Genomic DNA, 20,472 nt, shown 5'->3' with positions numbered 1-20,472 from the left:
AGGGTGTTTCGTCAACATCTGGTAGCGTGGGCGAGTCGCTGTGGCCAAGGAAACACGCGGCAAGTCGCCAGCGATGTCTGTTACACAGCGTTTACAAATGCGTTTCGAATGTGTCACGATCGGATCTCAACGGTTCACAGGCACCGAGAGATGAAAACGATTCTATCCGCTTTGGTTGCTTTCGGAATCGGGGTCACCCCAGCACATGCCCAGTCTGCCTGCACGCAAGACGCCATGGTCGTTTTTGATGGCTCCGGGTCGATGGCTGAAATGGGCTTCAACCTTCTGGACGAACCGCGCATTTTCGATGCCCGCCGGGCGATGCGCACGGTTATGCCCCAAGTGGCACCGATGCGACGGATGGGTTTGATCACCTACGGCCCCGGCGCCATGTCAAGCTGCGACAGCGTGCGCCTGAGGTTTACCCCGGAAGCTGATGCTGCAGACCGGATGATTTCAGAAGTAGACCGCCTGCAGCCCGAGGGTGAGACGCCGTTGACAGATGCCATTGCGCAGGCTGCTGCGGTTCTTGACTACACGCACAAGCCGGGTGTGATCGTTCTGGTGACCGATGGCAAGGAAACCTGCGGTGGGGCGCCTTGCGCGCTGGCCGCAGATTTGGCGCGCGGTGCGGATATGACGGTGCATGTCATCGGCTTTCGTGTACGCGGCGAACATTTCGTTTGGCCGGACCAACCGCTTGATGCAACGATAGAGCCGGTTGCCCGCTGCCTCGCGGATGAAACCGGGGGCATGTATGTTCATGCCGAAACGCTGGATGACCTGATCGGAGCGCTGCGCCAGACGCTTGGCTGCCCGATCTACAGCGATCTTACCTCCGGGCGTCCTGCCACGCGCGGGGTGCTTTGAGGAACGCCTCGACCTCGGTCAGTGTCGCGTCGTCGAAGGCTCCCTGCGCACGAGCCTCTGCCAACACGTCCCACCATGTGCAGAGATGGTGCAGCTGGACGCCGTGATCGCCCAGTGTCTTCGTCGTTTCCGGGAAGATGTCGTAGTAAAAGATCACTGCGGTGTGGCCACAGGTGGCCCCGGTTTCACGGATTGCGTCGACAAAGCTCAGCTTTGATCCGCCATCGGTGGTCAGGTCTTCGACCAACAGCACGCGCTGTCCTTCGGTCATGGCCCCTTCAATGCGGGCATTCCGACCGTATCCTTTGGGCTTTTTACGCACATAGGTCATGGGCAGCGCCATGCGTTCGGCCACGAGGGCTGCAAACGGGATACCTGCCGTTTCTCCGCCTGCGATGTTGTCGAATGCCTCGAACCCGGCGTCGCGCATCACCGTGACGGTCAGAAAATCCATGAGCGTCGAGCGGATGCGCGGGAACGAGATCAGCTTGCGGCAGTCGATGTAGGTGGCCGAGGGCAGGCCGGACGCGAGGATGAACGGATCATCCGGGCGGAAATTCACAGCGCCGATTTCCAGCAGCATCCGCGCCGTCAGGCGGGCAATTTCATCTTTTGGAGGATGGCTTGCAGGGATCATCGCGGCACTCCTAGTCTTTGCGCCGCTTTATCCGGTTTCGGGTGGCAGGAAAAGGGCTGCAGCGATGGGAAAAGGCCGAAGTCTCGCGACTCCGGCCAAATCTGTCAGTCCTTTACCTTGGTATGCGGCAGAATCCAGTTTGCCATGTATTTGTGACCCGGGACGATGTGATCGAACGGGAATTTCGCCATGTGTTTGTGGCCGGGCACGATGTGGCCGAACGGGAATTTCGCCATGTGTTTGTGGCCTGGCACGATGTGGGCAAACGGGAATTTCGCCATGTACTTGTGACCCGGGACGATATGGGCGAACGGGAATTTCGCCATGTATTTGTGGCCCGGAACGAGGTGATCAAACGGGAACTTGGCCATGTATTTATGACCCGGCACAAGCGAGTTTGTGCCCTGCTTTCCATTGATGAGGTGCGGGAAGGGCCAGTTCGCCATGCGCATATGACGTGGGAAAGCAAACCGATCCCAGGGCTTGCGACGGCTGATCAGCGGGATCGGGAAGTTCGCCATCCGCGCATGACGCGGGAAGATGGAACCGGTGAACGGCTTGCGACGGCTGATCAGGCCAATCGGGAACGAGGCCATTCTGGCATGACGCGGAAAGATCGAACCGGTAAACGGCTTGCGCTTGCTGAGCAATCCAAAGGGCCAGTTCGCCATCCGACCATGACGCTCGATCACCATGTCATCGTAAGGCTTACGACGGCTGATCAGCGGGATCGGCCAGTCGGCCATATGATAATTCGTGTCAGACGGATCCTTGCGGCGGCTCAGCATGTAGGGGTGATCGCTGAGAACGCTCAGTCCGCGGCCATGCGGGTCCTTGACGAAGACATCCTGATTGAGGTCGCCCATATCGACCGCGCCATACTGGGCGGCGACAGTGCGGGCGATCTTGGCCACACCCAGTGGTTTGTACTTGCCCCGCACCATGAGGACGGCCCCGCCGGGCGACATACGTGTCGCATAGGCTTTGGCGGTGTCGGGCAACACATCAGCCTTTTGCAGGCGTTCGGACAGGTCTTTGGGGTCCTGGTAGATACGAATGATGTCCGGAGACACCTTATGGGCGTAGATGAGTTCGCGTTTCGCGGACTGTGCCTGATCTGCGCTGTCGAAGTACCGAGTGATAATCGTCGTCATGGTGCCTCCACCGGGTTGGATTGCGTTGGTGCTGCAGCACGTGTGGCCCGTGTCAGGTCACCCCGGCCCGCGAGCGGGAAAATCAGGAGAACGGCTATCACAAGGAACACCATCTCCATCGAGAAAACTACATTGTAGGGTGTTTCGACCGAAAGACCATTCCCGTCAGAAGGCATGGCAACAATCAGATCGCGGACCCAACCCGCGAGGGCCATTCCGATGCCGGCGGCTGTGGCCTGCACGCTGCCCCATGCCCCGAGTGCAAGGCCGATCTTTTCCTTGGGAGCAGCGCGCATTGTGGCCGTGAGTGTCGAATGGCCGAAAAGTCCCGCACCAATACCGATCATCAGCGTTCCGACAAGGAAGGCCGGTGTTCCACCGCCATAGGCCGAGAAGATGATTGCGGCAAAGCCGGGAATGCCGATCAGCGCCCCTGTCAGCGAAGTCGCAGACGGCAGGCCGCCATTGCTCAGCGTGCGGGAGGCGATCCCGAAGCCAAGCAGCGTGCCACCTGCCAGAAGCGCAGTCAGCTTGGTTGTGCTGGCGACCGAAAGGCCAAGCGCTTCGCCGCCATAGGGTTCAAGCAGAACATCCGCCATGCCGAAGCCGAAGGTGCCAAGGGCAATGACGATCAACAAACGCAACATACCTGCGTTCTGCATGAGTTGTGCCCATGCGTCGCGAAACGCGATGTCGGGCGCTGCAGCCATGGCCTGCGCACGGACGCGGTCGCGGGCTTCTTGTTTCCACATGGCAAGGAAGTTCAGCGCGACAGTCACAACCGCCGTGCCTTGGATCACCTGGATCAATCGACCCGGGGAATAGTTCTCAAGCAGAGTGCCGTAGATGATCGCACTGAGCACCATGCCGAACAAGAGCATGACATACATCAGGCCAACCACTTTGGGCTGATCTGCTTCGTCCACGAGATCCGTCGCCAAGGCGAGGCCTACGGTCTGCACCATGTGCACGCCCGCACCGACCAGGAGGAAGGACAGTCCGGCGGAACTGTACCCGATCCAAAGCGGGGCATCGAAGGCCTCGCCATAGCCGGAGAGGACCAGCAGGGCGAAGGGCATGATGGCAAAGCCACCGAATTGGTACAGCGTGCCTTTCCAGATATAGGGGAGGCGTCGCAGTCCCAATGCGGATTTGTGCACATCGGATTTGAAGCCGATCAATGCACGGAAGGGGGCAAAGATGATGGGCAGGGCCAGCATCGTGCCGACAAGGCTCGCCGGAACGGACAATTCGACAATCATCACACGGTTCAGGGTTCCGACCAGCAGAACCAGCGCCATTCCGACGGTCACCTGAAACAGGGACAGACGCAGCAGGCGCGACAGGGGAACAGAGTCCGACGCGACATCTGCGAAAGGCAGATAGCGCGGGCCTATGGTCGCCAGTCTGTGCAGAACGATGCGACGGTAGTCGAACATTCCGGAGCACCTTTTTCAAAGCCGCAGCGCAGAACACACACGACGTGCGGCTGAAATCCGGGGAATGTGGGCCCGACACCAAGGGCCGGGTCCACATTGCTGAGATGCGGTTACAGCTGCGGTTGCAACTGTGACGGTTGGATCAACGCTTGGGTTGATGTGCCGTCGGGCAGAATGATGGTTACAGCGAGGCTGCCATCCGTCTGGGGAACCACATAGCTGGCTTTCGCGGTGTTCGCCTCGGGGGCAAGCATCGTCGCCGCTGCCATGTCACCGGAACCCAGTTCCTGACCAGACAGGAAATCAGCAACCCACGAGGTGTTGCTGAGAACAGCGACGTGCACTGCAAAGGATCCAACGGCAACCGCGCCAAGGAAGACAGGAACGCCCACCGCAGGTGGGACAACGAGCCACATTTTTGCGTTATTCATGCTGTGACCCCCTTATCCGAGCCACGGTGTGGACACCGCGACCAGAAAATGCGCGACCAGTGCGATTGCACCGAATACGCGCGTTCCATCAATTAGGTAGCTGTGGACTTCCTCAGCTTCCTTCAAGGTCAAACCGGTCGGCCAGACCTTGCCTTCGTCGTCTGCAGACATTTTGAACTCCTTCTTCGGGTTGGTTCGAGTTGGTTGCGGAGCGCTATGGACGTGGGCGGCGTGCCCTTGTCGATCGGCCTGCACCCCTAGAGAGCCGATCTGAAACCTCTGTAAGTATATTTGGGACAAGTGTGTAATAAAAAACTGACACTGGCAATTGTAATCTTAAGTTTACACATTAGACATGTGACGACATAGCCGCACAAACAGGCGGTAATTCTCTATTTTTCAGATGGTTGAGGGCAGATCGGCATGGAATTGCCACTGTCCGCAATCGCGCAAAGATGGGGCGATTGGTTGGATTTTGGGCAGAATCGCTGATTCCCTCGCGTCAAGTGCGACGAATCCAAGCACTTGAGGGAGAACTGGAATTTGTGTGGTCGGAACGTTCAGCAGCGGCTGTAAATCATGCCCCAGAAATTCCGGTTGGGCATCGGATCGGCGACTGCAAGTTGCCTCAGATACCGACCACCAAGCATATATGCCTCGAACTCGCCCTGCGCCGCGCATTGCCACTGTTCGGCGTCACCGCTTTGCCACTGCACATGGTGCACCAATTCATGCAGCAGCACTTCGCGCCAAAGAGGATTGTCCATCGGCTGGTCGAAAAATTCGGACTCGTCGTACTGATGTGCCGAGAGCAGATAAATCGTGCCATGTGGCCCATCAGTGGCGGCATAAAGCGCGTTGATCCGTTCGTCGACGCCATCGTCCGGCATCAAATGCGCGACGCCGGTGTAAAATTCCCGGGTAAGCTCTTCAGGACTCAGTTGCAGCACGATTGGGTGCGGCACGTTTTGGGTATCGTAGCTCGAGTGATCGCCAATCCATTCAAGCAATGCATCCAACAATAGCTCCATCGGGAAGCCCTTTCGCATATGACCTCCCGAAACTAGGATAGGGCATGTGCGACCAAAGTCGTAAGCGCTGGTCAACTTCAAACTGCTTTAGTGGCATCCTGCCAAATAAATTGGCGGCACAGAGCGCGTCGCCTGTGTTTTGTGCGCTTTTTGGGCAGGCTCACCTTCGGTTCTGGCGAGCCACAGTCACGCGCCTTCGCCTTAGCGCGCGTGATCCTAGGGTAGCAAAACCGCTTTGATCTTACGCGCCGACCCGCCAATGCAGCGGCATCATCGGATCGAAAACCGTAACCGGACCATCATCCGTTTCGATTTGGCTAGGATAGTTGACAGGTTCGCCCTTGGTCAGGGTGATCGTGTCGTCGTTGGGCCGTAAGCCGTAGAAACCCGGACCGTTCAGGCTGGTAAACGCCTCCAACCGGTCAAGCGCGCCGTCCTCTTCGAACACTTCTGCAAGAATGGACAGCGTATTGGTCGCGGTGAAACAGCCAGCACAGCCGCAAGGCAGCAACTTGTTGGCATCCGTATGCGGTGCACTGTCAGTGCCAAGGAAAAACGTCGGATCGCCGCTGGTCGCGGCGCGGCGCAGGGCAAGCCGGTGTTCTTCGCGTTTGGCCACGGGCAGACAGTAATAATGCGGTTTGATTCCTCCGGCGAGGATGTGGTTGCGATTGATCACCAGATGATGCGTGGTGATCGTGGCTCCCAGGTCAGGCCCCCCTTCGGAGGCGTATTCCACGCCCTGCATCGTTGTGATGTGCTCCATCACCACGCGCAGACCGGGTGTCGCCCGACGGATCGGATCCAGCACCCGCTCGATGAACACCGCCTCGCGGTCGAAGATGTCGATCTCGCTGTTGACCACTTCGCCATGCACACAAAGCGGACAGCCGATCTCGGCCATCTTTTCCAGCACGGGGCGCACCTTGTCGAAATTGGTCACACCCGAGGACGAGTTTGTCGTGGCGCCTGCCGGATACAGCTTGACCGCGGTGATCAACCCGTCGGCATGGGCGCGCGCAAGGTCGTCCGGGTCGGTCGCTTCCGTCAGGTATAGGGTCATCAGAGGCGTGAATCCCGATCCCTCCGGAAGTGCCGCCAGAATGCGCTCCCGGTACGCAGCAGCCTCCGCACCTGTGACAACGGGGGGAACAAGGTTCGGCATGATGATCGCGCGGGCAAAATGCCGTGCGGTTTCAGGAGCCACGGCACGCAGCATTGCGCCATCGCGCAAGTGCAGGTGCCAGTCGTCGGGGGTGCGGATCGTAAGCGTATTTGTCATGCCTGCCGCGTAGCATGCAGACCGCGTCTAGGCTAGAGCTTAGCTCCGTCGTCCGCCGTATCTTCGGTATCGGTGGCAAGGGCCTGTCGCAGCGCCTTGAGTTTGCGCCGGTATCGCGGTGCTCCGAAATGCCCCGCGATATAGGCGCAGGCGGCTTCGGCAAGCCGAGGGCGATCAAGCTGTTCGACCGTCGCGAACAGCTTTTTGCAGTACGGCGCATGGGTTCGGCGCGCGCGGTACATCTTGGCGAAAAGGTTGGTGTCGAGCGTGCCCTGCGCTGCGGCGGCGACAAGGTCCTCGATCACACCCATTTCCATCAGGTTCAGCTGCATGCCGCCACCCAGATGCCGGGCGCGGAAGCGCGTCACGCCAGAGCGCTCGAACAGGGCAGCATGCATCGCGCCAAGGCGGTCGCTCGGGTCATAGATCACATAGGTGTCCTTTGCGCCGTCGAGCATGTCGGGGGCATAGCCGTACCGCTCAGTGAAATCGGTCCGGCGCATATGCGTAAAGCGGTCGTCCCATTCGGTGACGCGCGGGTCGAGCGTGGCTTGCGGCTCAAGCGCAATGACCGTCGCACCGGGCGATGCGACCGAAAACGCGCAGGCCGCGTAACCGCAAGGGCCTGCACCGAAAAAGATCACCTGCTCGAAATCGTCGAAGAACCCGTCATCGGTCATTTGGTCGAAAAAGCCGTAGACCTCATCCTCGCGGAACCAGGTGTCGCGATTGCAGATCACGGTGAGGCAGGACCAGTCATGGGACTGTGCCAAATCGAAACCGATAGGTCGACCGTCTTCGGACAGGGCCTAAATCGCAGGCAGGGATTCGAAACTGACCAGCAGAGTGTCGCCTTTTTCGACAAAGACTGCATTGTGGCGAGGACCCAGCGGTTCGAAAAAGCCAAAGGACTCACCGATCTCGCGCATCTCCTCCAGCCACTGCGCAGGGCTGAGTTCGCTCAAGGAAAGCGTGTATGGATCGGTTCCGTCCTGCATGGTCCACATGTCCTCATTGTCTCGTGCCTGTTGACAGGTCTTTGTTTGACGAAAGGATTAATCAAGGATTTGGGCAGAATTGAGCCGAAATACGGGGGAGTCTATGGTGTTTCCTCACCGCTGACCGGAGTGTTTTGTGCAAAGTCGATCAGCAGTCGGGCGACGGCCTCAGGCAGCGGAGAAGACGATGGGGTCATCATAAGCCGCCCATACAGGTCTCGATACACATCCTGATCGAGCAGCGTGCGAAACCGCGCCTTGCGCCAGGCCACAGAGGTGTCGTGCAAGGCAGAAAGCTCGGGATCCGCGCCCAACGCGGTGCGTATCGGCTGCACGCGGTCCCACAGCGGCAGCGCAGAGCGGTCCTCTCCGGTGTTGAGATTACGCTCCACCCAGTAATCCAAGCCAAGCCGGTCCGCGCTGTGCACGGCACGCCCACGATCTGCCTTGAGCACGTAGCTTTCCACCGAACCAAGAGGGTAATGATTGAGCTGCACCAAGCCGTGCTGCGGCAGGCGATAATCGGAAAAGATGCGCCCCGACGCCATTTCGGGGGGCAGGGCGCGGCCCTCGCCATCAAACCACTGCGCCTCCGGCAGGCGCGCGTCTACTGGGTTGCGCGGACGGTGCACACCAAGGTTTCGGTAGGTGCGGTCATTGCGATAAAGCGTCTTGAACATCGACGCCCGCCAGGGCCAATGCAACGGGCGCGGCCCGGCGCGGGTGAACTGCAGCGGCACCGGCGCGTCTTCATAGGCCACTACACCCGCATTGCCGAAATTGCGCCAGGTGAGCGTGATCGCCGTCGCATCGGGCAGGGCATGGATCAAAGCTGGCAGGGTGCGATCACCCACATGGACGTTGACGAATTCGTCGATATCCAGCGTCACCAGCCAATCGGTCTCTTTCACGGCATCACACTTGTTCGCCAGCTTCAGCCCACTGAACTGGATGCCGCCGTTGCCATAGGGGGGGGCGTTGCGAATATGGGTCAGCCAGCCCAACGCCTCCAGTCGGTCCAGCATCGTATCGGTGCCGTCCTCACACTCGTTCGACACGACGACGAAATCCGTGACCCCAACGCTACGGTGCCACGCCAGCCAATCCAGCAGAAACGCCGCCTCGTTGCGGACACAGAGAACGGCGGTGATGGACACGAAAACACAGGCCTGCGCTGAGGAAAATCAATGCGCTAACTGTGTCAGGTCGCGCCGGAGGCGTCAATTCCACCGCGTCACGTGCGACCTTGGCGCTATTGACCTCCGGGGCGCGCGCAGGGCAGCAAGGCCTGTGACAGAGGAGCACCCCATGCAGACACCCGAAAGTATCGACGCCGTTCAATCCATGCTGGCCGAGACTGGCTATGTCTGTGGACGGGCGCTGGCCACCGTTGTGTTCCTGTCGCTGAAACTGGGCCGACCGCTGTTTCTGGAGGGGGAAGCAGGCGTCGGCAAGACCGAGATCGCAAAGGCGCTCGCGGCCTCACTGGGCCGCAAGCTGATCCGCCTCCAATGCTACGAAGGGCTTGATGCCTCCAGCGCGGTCTACGAATGGAACTTCCCAGCGCAGATGATCGCCATCCGCACGGCTGAGGCCGCAGGCAATGCCGACCGTGAGATGCTGCAGCGCGAACTCTTCGGCCCGGATTTCCTTGTGGAACGCCCCTTGCTCGAGGCGATGCGACCTGATGCAAATGGCGCGCCGGTGCTGTTGATCGATGAATTGGACCGCACGGACGAGCCGTTCGAGGCGTTCCTGCTCGAAGCCCTCAGCGACTTCCAGGTGACGATCCCCGAGATGGGAACGATCACCGCACCCGAACCGCCCATCGTGATCCTGACCTCCAACCGCACGCGCGAAGTGCATGATGCGCTCAAGCGCCGCTGCCTCTATCACTGGGTCGACTACCCTGATTTCCAACGCGAACTCGACATTCTCCATGCCCGCGCGCCTGAGGCCTCGGCCACGCTCAGCCGCGAAATCGTGGCCTTTGTGCAGCGCCTCCGGACCGAGGACATCTTCAAGAAACCGGGTGTGGCAGAAACCATCGACTGGGCCAAATGCCTTCTGGCGCTCGACGTGATCGACCTGTCGCCAGAAGTGATCTCGGACACGCTTGGAGCCATTCTGAAATACCAGGACGACATCCAGAAACTGCAGGGCTCCGAGGCCAAACGCCTGCTCGATGAGGCCAAGGCAACGCTCGAGCCGGCATGATGCTTCTTCTTTTCAGAAATATGCTGGGGGGTGAGGCGCGCCCGGACATCTGTCCAGTGGACAGATGTCAGTGCCGAACGCGCGCAGCGCAGGAGAGGGGGCAGCGCCCCCGGTCGGCCATGTAATGGCCGAATACATTCCCCTCGAACTGCCCGACAATCCCCGACTGGCGCAGAACATCATCCATTTCGCCCGCGCCCTGCGTCGGGCGGGTCTGCCCATCGGGCCGGGTCGGGTGATCGACGCCATCCGCGCTGTGGAGGCGGCGGGCTTCACCGAACGGATGGACTTCTTCTGGACGCTGCACGCCTGTTTCGTGAACCGCCCCGAACACCGGGTGATCTTTGCTCAGGTGTTCCGGCTCTACTGGCGGGATCCGCGTTATCTGGAACACATGATGTCCTTCATGCTGCCCGCGATCCGCGGTGTGCAGGAGGAGAAATCCGCAGCCTCAGGCGAAAAACGCGCGGCGCAGGCGTTGCTGGACGATCTGCTGCCAGAAATTCCGGAGAATGAACAATCCGAGGAAGGCACCGAGATCGAGATCAAATCGACGCTTACCATGAGCGCCGAGGAAAAGCTGCGCACGCTCGATTTCGAACAAATGAGCACCGCAGAAGTGGCTGAGGCCAAACGCATGTTGGCCCGCCTGACCCTGCCGGTAAAGCCGATCCCGTCGCGGCGGGGCAAGGCCTCGGTGCTGGGCAAACAGGCGGATTACCGGCGCACGCTGATGAAATCCATGCGGCAGGGCGGAGAAATCCGCGCCATCTCCCGCAAAACACCGCGCCCGCGCTGGCCCAATCTTGTGGTCCTCTGCGATATCTCCGGCTCCATGAGCCAGTATTCCCGCATGGTGCTGCACTTTCTGCACGCCGTCGCTAATGAGAAAGGCGCAGGCTGGGCCAAGGTCCATGCCTTCACCTTCGGCACCCGCCTGACCAACATCACCCGCCATCTGGCGACCCGCGACGTGGATGCGGCACTCAAGGCGGCGGGGGCCGAGGCGCAGGATTGGGAGGGAGGCACACGGATCGGTCAGTGCCTGCACGCCTTCAACCGCGACTGGTCGCGCCGGGTAATGGGGCAGGGCGCGGTCGTGCTGCTGATCACCGATGGGCTGGACCGCGACGATGCGGGTGCGCTCGAGAAAGAGATGGAGCGCTTGCACCTGTCCTCGCGCCGTCTGATCTGGCTGAACCCGCTCTTGCGCTGGGACGGGTTTGCGCCCAAGGCGACAGGCATCCGCGCGATGCTGCCGCATGTGGACAGCTTTCGGGCGGGTCATTCGATCCAGTCCTTGGAAGAACTGGCGAAGGCGATTTCACGTCCCGATGATCCGGGTGAAAAAGCCCGTCTGATGAACATGCTCTAGGGGCAGGGCGGCTTTCCGTCGACGGAAAGCCCACACGCGTCGACGCGTGTGCCGCCTAACCCACCTGCTGGTGCACTTCGATCACGTTGCCTTCCGGGTCTTGGAAAAACACCTGATGCCACTCCTTGGCAAAGGCCGTTCCGTAATCCGAATAGGGGATTCCCTGCTCATCGAGAATGGCCAAAAACGCGGCCAGATCGTCAGTGCGAAAGGCGATATGGCCGCGGTCCACCGGATTGATGACCTGACCGTTCTTGAACGCCACTGTCAAGTCGCGCTCGGCCAGATGCATCTGCACCTGACCATCCGTGGCAAAGCGGATCTTGCCGTCAAACCCGCGATCGCCGGTCGCTTCGGTGCGCGGGAAATTCTCTTGCGGGATGTCTCCCAATCCCAGCACGCGGGTGTAGAAATAGTGCATCTTGTCAACGTCTTTCGAGACGTAATTGACGTGATGGAATTCGAGTTTCATAGCCCCTCCCGGTTGGGTGTCACCTCAGGCAAAATGCCCGGCAAAGGCACCTTTGTGCAAAGCCACCAATTCCGCCAACGGCGCGTCCGATCCACCCAGTTTCACCGTGTCGCCGGTAAAGCGGCCGACCGTGGCAATCGGCACACCGGCCTGTCCTGCGGCTACCACCAGCGCCTCGGCTTGGTCGAAATTGCAGGCCACAAGGTAACGGCCCTGATCCTCGCCGAAGAGCTTGGCCTGATCGGTCTCGTCGATCACGACACCAACGTCCGACCCGCTGGCCATCTCGAACGCGGCAAGGGCCAGACCGCCATCGGAGAGATCAGTGCAGGCCTTGATCAGATCGCGATTGTCGCGGATGAAATCGCCGTTTCGACGCTCGGCAATCAGGTCGACCGCAGGTGCATCGCCGTCTTCGCGGTTGAACACTTCATAGAGCAGCGCGGACTGGCCAAGATGGCCCTGTGTTTCGCCGACGACCAGCGCCACATGCCCGTCGCGGGCGCGGCCCAGGATCGGCTCTTCGCCGGCCGCGATAAGACCCACCGCACCAATCGTCGGGGTGGGCAGGATCGCCTGACCATCGGTTTCGTTGTAAAGCGACACGTTGCCGGACACGATGGGCATGTCCAGCGCCTCGCAGGCGCCGCCAATGCCTTGCAGCGCTCCGACAAACTGACCCATGATCTCGGGCTTTTCCGGGTTGCCGAAATTCAGGTTGTCGGTGGTCGCCAGCGGCTTAGCTCCAACCGCGCAAAGATTGCGGAACGCCTCGGCCACCGCCTGTTTGCCGCCTTCGACCGGGTTCGCCTTGACGTAGCGTGGCGTCACGTCCGAGGTGAAGGCCAGCATCTTGTCGGTGCCATGTACGCGGATCACTCCCGCGCCCCAGCCGGGGCCTTCGACAGTGTCAGCCATGACCATGCTGTCATACTGTTCGAACACCCAGTTGCGGGCGCAGTAGTTCGGGCTCCCGATCAACGCCTTCAAAGCGTCAATGGAATCGACTGCGGGTACGTCGTCCAGCGCCGCAGGGGCTGCGGACGGCACCCAAGGGCGGTCATATTCCGGGGCAGAGGACGAAAGACGCGACAGCGGCAGGTCCGCTTTGATGTCGCCATTGTGCACGATCAGGAACCGATCCTCAGCGATGGTTTCGCCGACGATGGCGAAATCGAGGTCCCACTTCTCAAACACCGCGCGGGCTTCGGCCTCTTTCGCGGGGTCGAGCACCATGAGCATCCGTTCTTGGGATTCCGACAGCATCATCTCGTAGGCGGTCATGTTCACCTCGCGCTGCGGCACCTTTTCCAGATCAAGCCGGATGCCCAGCTTGCCCTTGTCGCCCATCTCAACGGCGGAGCAGGTGAGGCCAGCCGCGCCCATGTCCTGAATCGAGATCACCGCACCTGTCTGCATCAGCTCAAGGCAGGCTTCCATCAAGCGCTTTTCGGTGAACGGGTCACCCACCTGAACGGTGGGGCGTTTTTCTTCGATCGTGTCATCGAACTCCGCCGACGCCATAGTGGCACCACCCACACCATCGCGGCCGGTCTTGGCACCCAGATACACCACTGGACGACCCACGCCGCTGGCGGCCGAGTAGAAAATCTTGTCCGCATCGGCGAGACCGGCGGCAAAGGCGTTTACAAGGCAATTGCCATTATAGGCCCGGTGGAAGCGTACCTCGCCGCCCACGGTGGGCACGCCAAAGCAGTTGCCGTAGCCGCCGATCCCTTCGACCACGCCATGCACAAGCTGACGTGTCTTGGGATGGTCCTTTTCGCCGAAGCTGAGCGCATTCATCGCAGCAATAGGCCGTGCGCCCATGGTGAACACGTCGCGCAGGATGCCACCGACACCGGTTGCGGCACCTTGATAGGGCTCGATGTAGGAGGGGTGGTTGTGGCTTTCCATCTTGAAGACAACCGCCTGACCGTCGCCGATATCCACCACACCCGCGTTTTCGCCGGGGCCGCAGATCACCTGAGGCCCGGTGGTCGGCAGGGTGCGCAGCCATTTCTTGGAGGACTTGTAGGAACAGTGTTCGTTCCACATCGCGGAAAAGATGCCCAGTTCAGTAAACGTGGGTTCGCGATTCATGATCCGCAGGATCTCGGCATATTCCTCGGCATTGATGCCGTGGGCCGCAATGATCTCTTCGGTGATGGCTGGGTCTTGCATCCGGATGTCCCCATGGGTTGCGCAGATTGCGGCGGTTTAGGCGAAACCGGGGGTGGTGAAAAGACCCGTAGAGTATTCGCGGCCGGGTGTGCTCTTGCCGAAGACAAGGGCAGGTCAGCCCTGTCTTCAATTCGGACGCGCGGCGTTGCGGTCTTGCAGACTCAACACACGAGGCACGACGACGGGTGTGCCGTCATCGTCAAAGAAGGGTGATTTGCCTTTGCCGGAAAGCCGCGCGCGCAGAATCCGACCGATAATCGACAGATGCGCGCCGAGGACGCCGGTTTCCCTGATCGGTCGCGCGGCGGGGGCAGTGTTCACAAGGGCGGTGATGGGGCCATATCCATCCACGCCGGGTGGAACAATCGCACCGACAAATGGCAGCTTTGGGGTGGGCAAGGTATTGGCGATCGGCGTTCCACAGCACCCGGCATGCCAGCGCAACAGCCCTTTGGGGCCAAGCCTGAGAACGGCCAGATGGTCGCGACCGTCAAGAAATTCGAAATGCATGGGCAGGGTTTGAAAAATCTCGGTCCCACCGTCGGAATCAAGTCGCGTGGTCTGGTGCTTCAGGAACCGCGCAGCGGTCTGACAATCCTCGCAATAGCAAACAAGGTGCGTTCCGCGGGCCGCGTGCGCAATGCGCCAGCGCATGGTTCCGCACGTGCAGCTGTGCGTTCTGTCACCTGTCATTCGATCTGCCCTTTCGAATACGCGCAAAAAAAAGGCCGAGCATAAGCTCGGCCGAAGTCCAACAGGGAGGTATGAAAATGATGCGCAATACAGCGTCCCATCTCATAACTGCTAAATATGTCAGCGTTCCGTTGCATGACAAGAGGGATAGCCCGGTGCCTGTGTCATTCCCGCTATGCGTGAGGCGCATGGGTCACACATTCGTGGATCTCTCGGCCTCTATTGCCTTGCGGGTCTGACGGTGCGTGAAAATCTCTTCCTGCACGAAATCCCGGAAGGCAGCAATGCGCTTGGATTGTCGAAGCTCTTCCGGATACGCAAGAAAAACAGGCACTTCACCCAATTCCACATCCGTCAGAACCCGCCGTATCGTCGGGAAGTCCTCGATGATGTAATCCGGCAAGACGCCGATGCCGAGGCCGGACAGCACAGATTGCAGCACGCCGAAGTAGTTGTTCACTGTCAGGGTCGACTTGATGTCATGGGTCAAAAGTTGCTGAACCATGATCATGCCGGCGCTGACCTGTGCCGCACGCGGATTTTGGCAGATCAGCCGGTGATGGGCCATGTCCTCCATCGTTTCCGGCGTGCCGTTCTGGGCAAGGTATTCCGGCGACGCATAGAGCCGCATGCGGATCGACATCAGTTTCTTGCGAATAAGGTCGGCTTGGCTCGGTTCCTTCATCCGCACCGCCACATCCGCTTCGCGCATCGGCAGATCGAGCACCCGCTCTTCCAGCATCAGGTCGATGTTCAGATCGGGGTATTTTTCGTAGAGCTTGGGCAGACGTGGTGCGAGCCAGAGCGACCCGAACCCGATGGTCGTGGTGACGCGCAATTCGCCGAACACTTCTTCTTCGCTGTCGCGGATGCGCGCGGTGGCCGCTTCGATGCGTTTGTTCATCGACCGGGTCGCGTCGAACAGCAATTCACCCTGTTCGGTCAGAATCAGTCCCCGCGCATGGCGGTGAAACAGAACCGTGTTCAGCAATTCCTCAAGTGCCCGAATCTGCCGGGACACGGCGGATTGAGACAGGTGCAGCGTGTCCCCGGCATGGGTCAGACTGCCCGCATCGGCAACCGCGTGAAATATTCTGAGCTTGTCCCAGTCCATTGCTTACTCTTTCAATCGTCAGAAGCGGTTTACATGACATAAGTCGTTATATGAATGACAACTTCACGTAACACTGAAATTTCAAAAGAATTTTGTGGTAAGGTCAGCAATTGTGACCTAAATTTGTGTTAATCTATAGGCACATTTCACGCGGGGAGGCGTCAAATGACCAAAGCCGAGATCACTCTGAACGATCGGTTCGATCTTTCAAAATCGCCGGTGCTTCTGAATGGCACCCAGGCATTGGTGCGCTTGATGCTGATGCAAAAGGCTCGCGACACGGCTGCAGGGCTGAACACCGCAGGATATGTCACCGGCTATCGCGGCTCGCCTCTTGGTGCGGTTGACATGCAGATGCACCGGGCCGAGCGCTTCCTCAAAGCAGCGGATGTGACCTTCAAGGAAGGGTTGAACGAAGACCTGGCCGTTACAGCCCTTTGGGGCGCGCAGCAGGCCGAGTTGCGCGGAGAAGGACGCTATGACGGTGTCTTTGGCCTATGGTATGGCAAAGGGCCGGGGGTGGACCGGTCTGGCGACGCGATGAAGCACGCCAATATGGCGGGCACGTCACCCCATGGCGGTGTGCTGATGGCAATGGGGGATGACCACACGGGCAAATCCTCGACCGTGCTGCACCAGTCGGAATGGGCGATGATCGACGCCTACATGCCCGTGGTGTCGCCTGCGGGCGTGCAGGAAATTCTCGATTACGGCCTCTATGGCTTTGCCCTGTCGCGGTTTTCGGGTCTTTGGGTGGGTCTCAAGACCATGAAGGACACGGTCGAGGTGACCTCGGTCGTCGATGGTCGCCCGGACCGGATGTCTTTCGTGGTGCCAGAATTCGACATGCCCGAAGGCGGTTTGAACATCCGCCTTGTCGATACGCCGCACGCACAAGAGGCGCGGATGATCGACCACAAACGCTTTGCCGCCGAGGCGTTTTCCCATGCCAACAAGATGGACAAACGGATCTGGGGTAAGCCGGGGGCGAAGATCGGGTTCGTCGCGGCGGGCAAGAACTGGCTCGACCTTGTTCATGCACTGTCGCTGCTGGGTATCGACGCGGCCGAGGCCGCGCGTTTGGGCATCACCACCTACAAGATCGGCCAGACATGGCCGCTGGACATGCGCGGGTTTCACGATTGGGCCGAAGGGCTGGAACTGATCGTCGTGGTCGAGGAAAAGCGCAAGCTGATCGAGGTCCAGATCAAGGAGGCGCTTTTCGACGACAACCGTGTCCGAGTCTATGGCTGGTACAAGGGCGGTGCGGGTGGTCTTCACCGTGAAGAACTGTTCCCGACGCGCGGCGCACTTGATCCGATCCTGATCGCGGAAAAGCTTGGTGGGATCCTGATCGAAGAGGGCCGCGACACAGATCGCATCAAGGCCGGGATGCAAGCCATTGATGAGGCGAAGAAAGCCGACAACGCGAAAGAGATCGCAGCGCGCCTGCCGTATTTCTGTTCGGGCTGTCCACATAACAGCTCCACCAAAGTGCCCGAGGGCAGCCGCGCCTATGCCGGGATCGGCTGTCACTACATGGTTCAGTGGATGGACCGCGAGACTTTGGGTTTTACCCATATGGGGGCTGAGGGGGCCAACTGGATCGGGGAGTCGCTGTTCTCGAAGACCCCACATGTGTTCCAGAACATCGGCGATGGCACCTACAACCACTCAGGCGTGCAGGCGATCCGCGCGGCCATCGCGGCGGGGACGACGATCACCTACAAGATCCTCTTCAATGATGCCGTCGCCATGACCGGCGGTCAGAAGAATGACGGTGGGTTGTCACCGCAGCAGATCGCGTCGGAACTGAAAGCGATGGGGGTCAAGCACCTTGCGGTCGTCTATGACGAGAAAGAGGATGTGGACCTCAACTCCTTCCCGCAAGGCATTGAATTTGCGGAACGCGCGGATTTGCAAACCGTTCAGGCGAAGTTTGCAAAGACCGAAGGTGTCAGCGCCATTGTCTATATCCAGACCTGCGCTGCAGAAAAACGCCGCCGCCGCAAGCGGGGCCAGTTTCCCGACCCGGACAAGCGCGTGTTCATCAACACCGATGTCTGCGAAGGCTGCGGCGATTGCGGGGTGCAGTCGAACTGCGTGTCCATCGTGCCCAAGGAAACCGAATTGGGCCGCAAGCGGGCGATTGATCAGTCGTCCTGCAACAAGGATTTCTCTTGTCTCAAAGGGTTTTGCCCGTCTTTCGTAACCTTGGAAGGCGCGCAGGTGAAGAAAGCAGCGACAACATCGCTTGACCTGCCGGACCTGCCTGCGCCCGAATTGCCCAAGATCAACGGCACATGGAATGTGGTTGTCACCGGCGTGGGCGGCACGGGTGTCGTCACCATCGGTGCGGTTCTGGCGCAGGCGGCGCAGATCGACGGCAAGGGTGCCGGTATGATGGAGATGGCAGGCCTCGCCCAGAAGGGCGGCGCTGTGCATATCCACCTGCGGTTGGCCAACACCCCGAGCGATATCAGCGCCATTCGTGTTGCCACCGGTGAGGCCGACGCGCTCATTGGTGGCGATCTGGTGGTCAGCGCCGGGGCCAAGACGCTCGGCCTGATGCGTACGGGTCGTACGGGTGGGGTGGTCAACAGCCACGAGATCATAACCGGCGATTTCACCCGTAACACCGAGTTTGCGCTGCCTACCGACCGGTTGACCGTCTCGCTTCAGGCGCGGCTGCGGGACAGGCTCGACCTTTTCGATGCGTCTGAACTGGCGAAAGCCACATTGGGGGATTCGATCTTTTCCAACATGATGATCCTTGGCGCCGCGTGGCAGCGCGGGCTGGTGCCGCTGACCTACGATGCGATCATTCAGGCTATCGAGTTGAATGGTGCGGCGGCGGAGAAAAACATCCGCGCCTTCGAGATCGGCCGCTGGGCGGTTCTTCATCCGCAAGAGGCAGCGCGGGTGGCGGAACCCAAGGTGATCCCGCTGCCCAAAACGCTGGACGAGAAGATCGCGTACAGATTTGACCATTTGGTAAAATATCAAAGCACCCGCTATGCCAAACGCTATCGTAAGCTGGTGGACCGTGTCTCCGATCCCCGCCTGAAAGAGGCGGTGGCCAAGGGCTATCACAAGCTTTTGGCCTACAAGGACGAATACGAGGTCTCACGCCTGCATCTCGAAACCCGTGCCAAGGCGGAAGAGCAGTTCGGCGGTGACTTCAAGATGTCGTTCCACCTTGCCCCACCGATGCTGTCCAAGACAGGGCCGGACGGTCGGCCGGTGAAAAAGCAGTATGGCGAAGGGATGCTGCGCGGCTTTGGCCTTCTGGCGAAACTCAAATGGCTGCGCGGCACCCCGTTCGACCCGTTCGGTCGCACCGAGGAACGCCGCATGGAGCGCGCGCTGATCAAGCAATATGAGGCGGATCTGCGCGAATGGTTGCCCAAGGTGAAGCCGGAAACGCTGGATGCGCTGGCGGCATTGGCAGAGCTTCCACTCCAGATCCGCGGCTTTGGCCCGGTCAAACATGCCAACGCTGCCAAAGCGGAAAAACGCAGAGAAGAATTGCTTGCGGTTTTGAGGTCTGGTGGGGCCGGATTGAAGCAGGCTGCCGAATGATGCGTCACAGGACTTTTAAGGAACTGTTACATCTTTGCGGATAAATCAGAATGCGCTAGCTGGGCGCGATCCAAGGTATTCGGAGCTTGATTGGTGACGTCTTCCGCCGCCCGTGACATTTCTTACTCTTACTCTGCGCGGTCCAAACCGGGCCGTGCGATGATCCGACTGATGGAAAACGCCACCGGGCGGCTCAGTCTGATAAAACGCGCTGCGGGCTATCAGGATGAGGTCGCCCAAGGCCGCGATTTCTGGGAGGTCATGGTTGACCGCTACGGCCTCAGCCTCGATGTGGTGGGCGGCTCGCTCGACAATATCCCGCGTACCGGTCCGTTGATCGTGATCGCCAACCACCCCTATGGCATCCTCGACGGGCTGATCCTTGGCCATATCCTGTCGGTCACGCGCGGCGATTTCCGCATCCTTGCGCACAAAGTGTTCCGCAAGGCGGCCGATCTTGACCGGATCATCCTGCCAGTCAATTTCGACGAAACCAAAGAGGCGGTCGCGCAGAACATCGAAACGCGCAAGGTTGCGCTCGACTATCTGCGTGAGGGTGGCAGCGTTGGCGTGTTTCCCGGTGGAACCGTTTCAACTGCGGTGACGCCTTTTGCCAAACCCATGGATCCGGGCTGGCGCGGATTCACGGCGCGCATGATTGCGAAATCAGACGCCACCGTCGTGCCGATCTATTTCGATGGTCACACCAGCCGGTTGTTCCAATTGGCCAGCCATCTTCATTACACGCTGCGCATGGGGCTATTGATCAAGGAATTCCGCAAACGGGTCGATACCCCGGTGCGCATCGTCATTGGTGCACCGATCCCCGCACATGAAATCGACAGCCGCAAAAAAGACGCGCGAGAGCTGATGGATTTTCTGCGCAAAGCCACGTATGAGCTGTCTCCAACGCCGTATGCGTCATACGACTACGGCTTTGAGTTTGAAGAGCGGCACCGGGTGCGTGGCTGAACGCCATCCCCTGCCGCGTGC

The 20,472-nt window shown here is 59.8% G+C and carries 19 protein-coding genes; 5 read left to right on the top strand and 14 right to left on the bottom strand.

Annotated features, from left to right (window positions below):
* The first annotated feature begins 150 nt into the window (after positions 1 to 150).
* Complete coding sequence (locus tag ACMVPR_RS07820) at positions 151 to 870, top strand: vWA domain-containing protein (protein WP_416882371.1); 720 nt, start codon at positions 151 to 153, stop codon at positions 868 to 870.
* Here ACMVPR_RS07820 and ACMVPR_RS07815 read toward each other — a convergent pair.
* The 10 genes from ACMVPR_RS07815 to ACMVPR_RS07770 form a co-directional block, all read right to left on the bottom strand.
* Positions 833 to 1,507: an orotate phosphoribosyltransferase gene (locus ACMVPR_RS07815; RefSeq protein WP_292270598.1), complete on the bottom strand. Its 675-nt coding sequence runs from the start codon at positions 1,505 to 1,507 to the stop codon at positions 833 to 835. The genes ACMVPR_RS07820 and ACMVPR_RS07815 overlap by 38 nt on opposite strands.
* Positions 1,508 to 1,611: 104 nt before the next feature.
* The gene (locus ACMVPR_RS07810) at positions 1,612 to 2,661 is read right to left on the bottom strand and encodes a PucR family transcriptional regulator (RefSeq protein ID WP_416882370.1); all 1,050 of its coding nucleotides are present in this window, start codon (positions 2,659 to 2,661) and stop codon (positions 1,612 to 1,614) included.
* On the bottom strand, positions 2,658 to 4,100 hold the full coding sequence (locus ACMVPR_RS07805) for a PucC family protein (protein ID WP_300580903.1): 1,443 nt from the start codon (positions 4,098 to 4,100) through the stop codon (positions 2,658 to 2,660). The genes ACMVPR_RS07810 and ACMVPR_RS07805 overlap by 4 nt, the downstream gene beginning before the upstream one ends.
* A gap of 110 nt (positions 4,101 to 4,210) precedes the next feature.
* Positions 4,211 to 4,531 carry a light-harvesting protein gene (locus ACMVPR_RS07800; protein ID WP_300580901.1) on the bottom strand — a complete coding sequence of 107 codons (321 nt, stop codon included), beginning with the start codon at positions 4,529 to 4,531 and terminating at the stop codon, positions 4,211 to 4,213.
* A gap of 12 nt (positions 4,532 to 4,543) precedes the next feature.
* A complete protein-coding gene (gene pufB / locus ACMVPR_RS07795; RefSeq protein ID WP_300580899.1) occupies positions 4,544 to 4,702 on the bottom strand; it encodes a light-harvesting antenna LH1, beta subunit in 159 nt (52 codons plus the stop codon).
* 389 nt (positions 4,703 to 5,091) lie between these two features.
* Positions 5,092 to 5,580 (bottom strand): hypothetical protein, encoded by a 489-nt coding sequence (locus ACMVPR_RS07790; RefSeq protein ID WP_416882369.1) that lies wholly within the window; start codon positions 5,578 to 5,580, stop codon positions 5,092 to 5,094.
* A 223-nt stretch (positions 5,581 to 5,803) separates the two neighbouring features.
* A complete protein-coding gene (pyrC, locus tag ACMVPR_RS07785; protein ID WP_416882368.1) occupies positions 5,804 to 6,844 on the bottom strand; it encodes a dihydroorotase in 1,041 nt (346 codons plus the stop codon).
* A gap of 32 nt (positions 6,845 to 6,876) precedes the next feature.
* On the bottom strand, positions 6,877 to 7,617 hold the full coding sequence (locus tag ACMVPR_RS07780) for a phosphoadenosine phosphosulfate reductase (RefSeq protein WP_416882367.1): 741 nt from the start codon (positions 7,615 to 7,617) through the stop codon (positions 6,877 to 6,879).
* Positions 7,618 to 7,653: 36 nt separating this feature from the next.
* Positions 7,654 to 7,842 carry a hypothetical protein gene (locus ACMVPR_RS07775; protein ID WP_416882366.1) on the bottom strand — a complete coding sequence of 63 codons (189 nt, stop codon included), beginning with the start codon at positions 7,840 to 7,842 and terminating at the stop codon, positions 7,654 to 7,656.
* Between the two features lie 101 nt (positions 7,843 to 7,943).
* Positions 7,944 to 8,999: a glycosyltransferase family 2 protein gene (locus tag ACMVPR_RS07770; RefSeq protein WP_416882365.1), complete on the bottom strand. Its 1,056-nt coding sequence runs from the start codon at positions 8,997 to 8,999 to the stop codon at positions 7,944 to 7,946.
* 151 nt (positions 9,000 to 9,150) lie between these two features.
* Between ACMVPR_RS07770 and ACMVPR_RS07765 the strand changes: the two genes are divergently transcribed.
* Complete coding sequence (locus ACMVPR_RS07765; RefSeq protein WP_292270042.1) at positions 9,151 to 10,059, top strand: AAA family ATPase; 909 nt, start codon at positions 9,151 to 9,153, stop codon at positions 10,057 to 10,059.
* A 124-nt stretch (positions 10,060 to 10,183) separates the two neighbouring features.
* Positions 10,184 to 11,434: a vWA domain-containing protein gene (locus ACMVPR_RS07760; RefSeq protein ID WP_416884634.1), complete on the top strand. Its 1,251-nt coding sequence runs from the start codon at positions 10,184 to 10,186 to the stop codon at positions 11,432 to 11,434.
* Positions 11,435 to 11,489: 55 nt separating this feature from the next.
* On the opposite strand, the gene ACMVPR_RS07755 is transcribed toward ACMVPR_RS07760, so the two are convergent.
* From ACMVPR_RS07755 to ACMVPR_RS07740, 4 genes are all read right to left on the bottom strand, one after another.
* On the bottom strand, positions 11,490 to 11,906 hold the full coding sequence (locus ACMVPR_RS07755) for a VOC family protein (RefSeq protein WP_416882364.1): 417 nt from the start codon (positions 11,904 to 11,906) through the stop codon (positions 11,490 to 11,492).
* A gap of 24 nt (positions 11,907 to 11,930) precedes the next feature.
* The gene (gene purL, locus ACMVPR_RS07750; protein ID WP_416882363.1) at positions 11,931 to 14,090 is read right to left on the bottom strand and encodes a phosphoribosylformylglycinamidine synthase subunit PurL; all 2,160 of its coding nucleotides are present in this window, start codon (positions 14,088 to 14,090) and stop codon (positions 11,931 to 11,933) included.
* Between the two features lie 126 nt (positions 14,091 to 14,216).
* Positions 14,217 to 14,783 carry a DUF6151 family protein gene (locus tag ACMVPR_RS07745; RefSeq protein ID WP_416882362.1) on the bottom strand — a complete coding sequence of 189 codons (567 nt, stop codon included), beginning with the start codon at positions 14,781 to 14,783 and terminating at the stop codon, positions 14,217 to 14,219.
* Positions 14,784 to 14,976: 193 nt separating this feature from the next.
* A complete protein-coding gene (locus ACMVPR_RS07740) occupies positions 14,977 to 15,897 on the bottom strand; it encodes a LysR family transcriptional regulator (protein ID WP_416882361.1) in 921 nt (306 codons plus the stop codon).
* A 165-nt stretch (positions 15,898 to 16,062) separates the two neighbouring features.
* On the opposite strand from ACMVPR_RS07740, the gene ACMVPR_RS07735 reads away from it, so the two are divergent.
* Complete coding sequence (locus ACMVPR_RS07735) at positions 16,063 to 19,479, top strand: indolepyruvate ferredoxin oxidoreductase family protein (protein ID WP_416882360.1); 3,417 nt, start codon at positions 16,063 to 16,065, stop codon at positions 19,477 to 19,479.
* Between the two features lie 159 nt (positions 19,480 to 19,638).
* Positions 19,639 to 20,451 (top strand): lysophospholipid acyltransferase family protein, encoded by an 813-nt coding sequence (locus ACMVPR_RS07730; protein ID WP_300581012.1) that lies wholly within the window; start codon positions 19,639 to 19,641, stop codon positions 20,449 to 20,451.
* The last annotated feature ends 21 nt before the right edge of the window (positions 20,452 to 20,472 follow it).

The organism is Marivita sp., from assembly GCF_048006345.1.
Classification (GTDB): domain Bacteria; phylum Pseudomonadota; class Alphaproteobacteria; order Rhodobacterales; family Rhodobacteraceae; genus Marivita.
The sequence above is the reverse complement of the archived record's forward strand: the minus strand, read 5'-3'. Positions and strand labels throughout refer to the sequence as shown.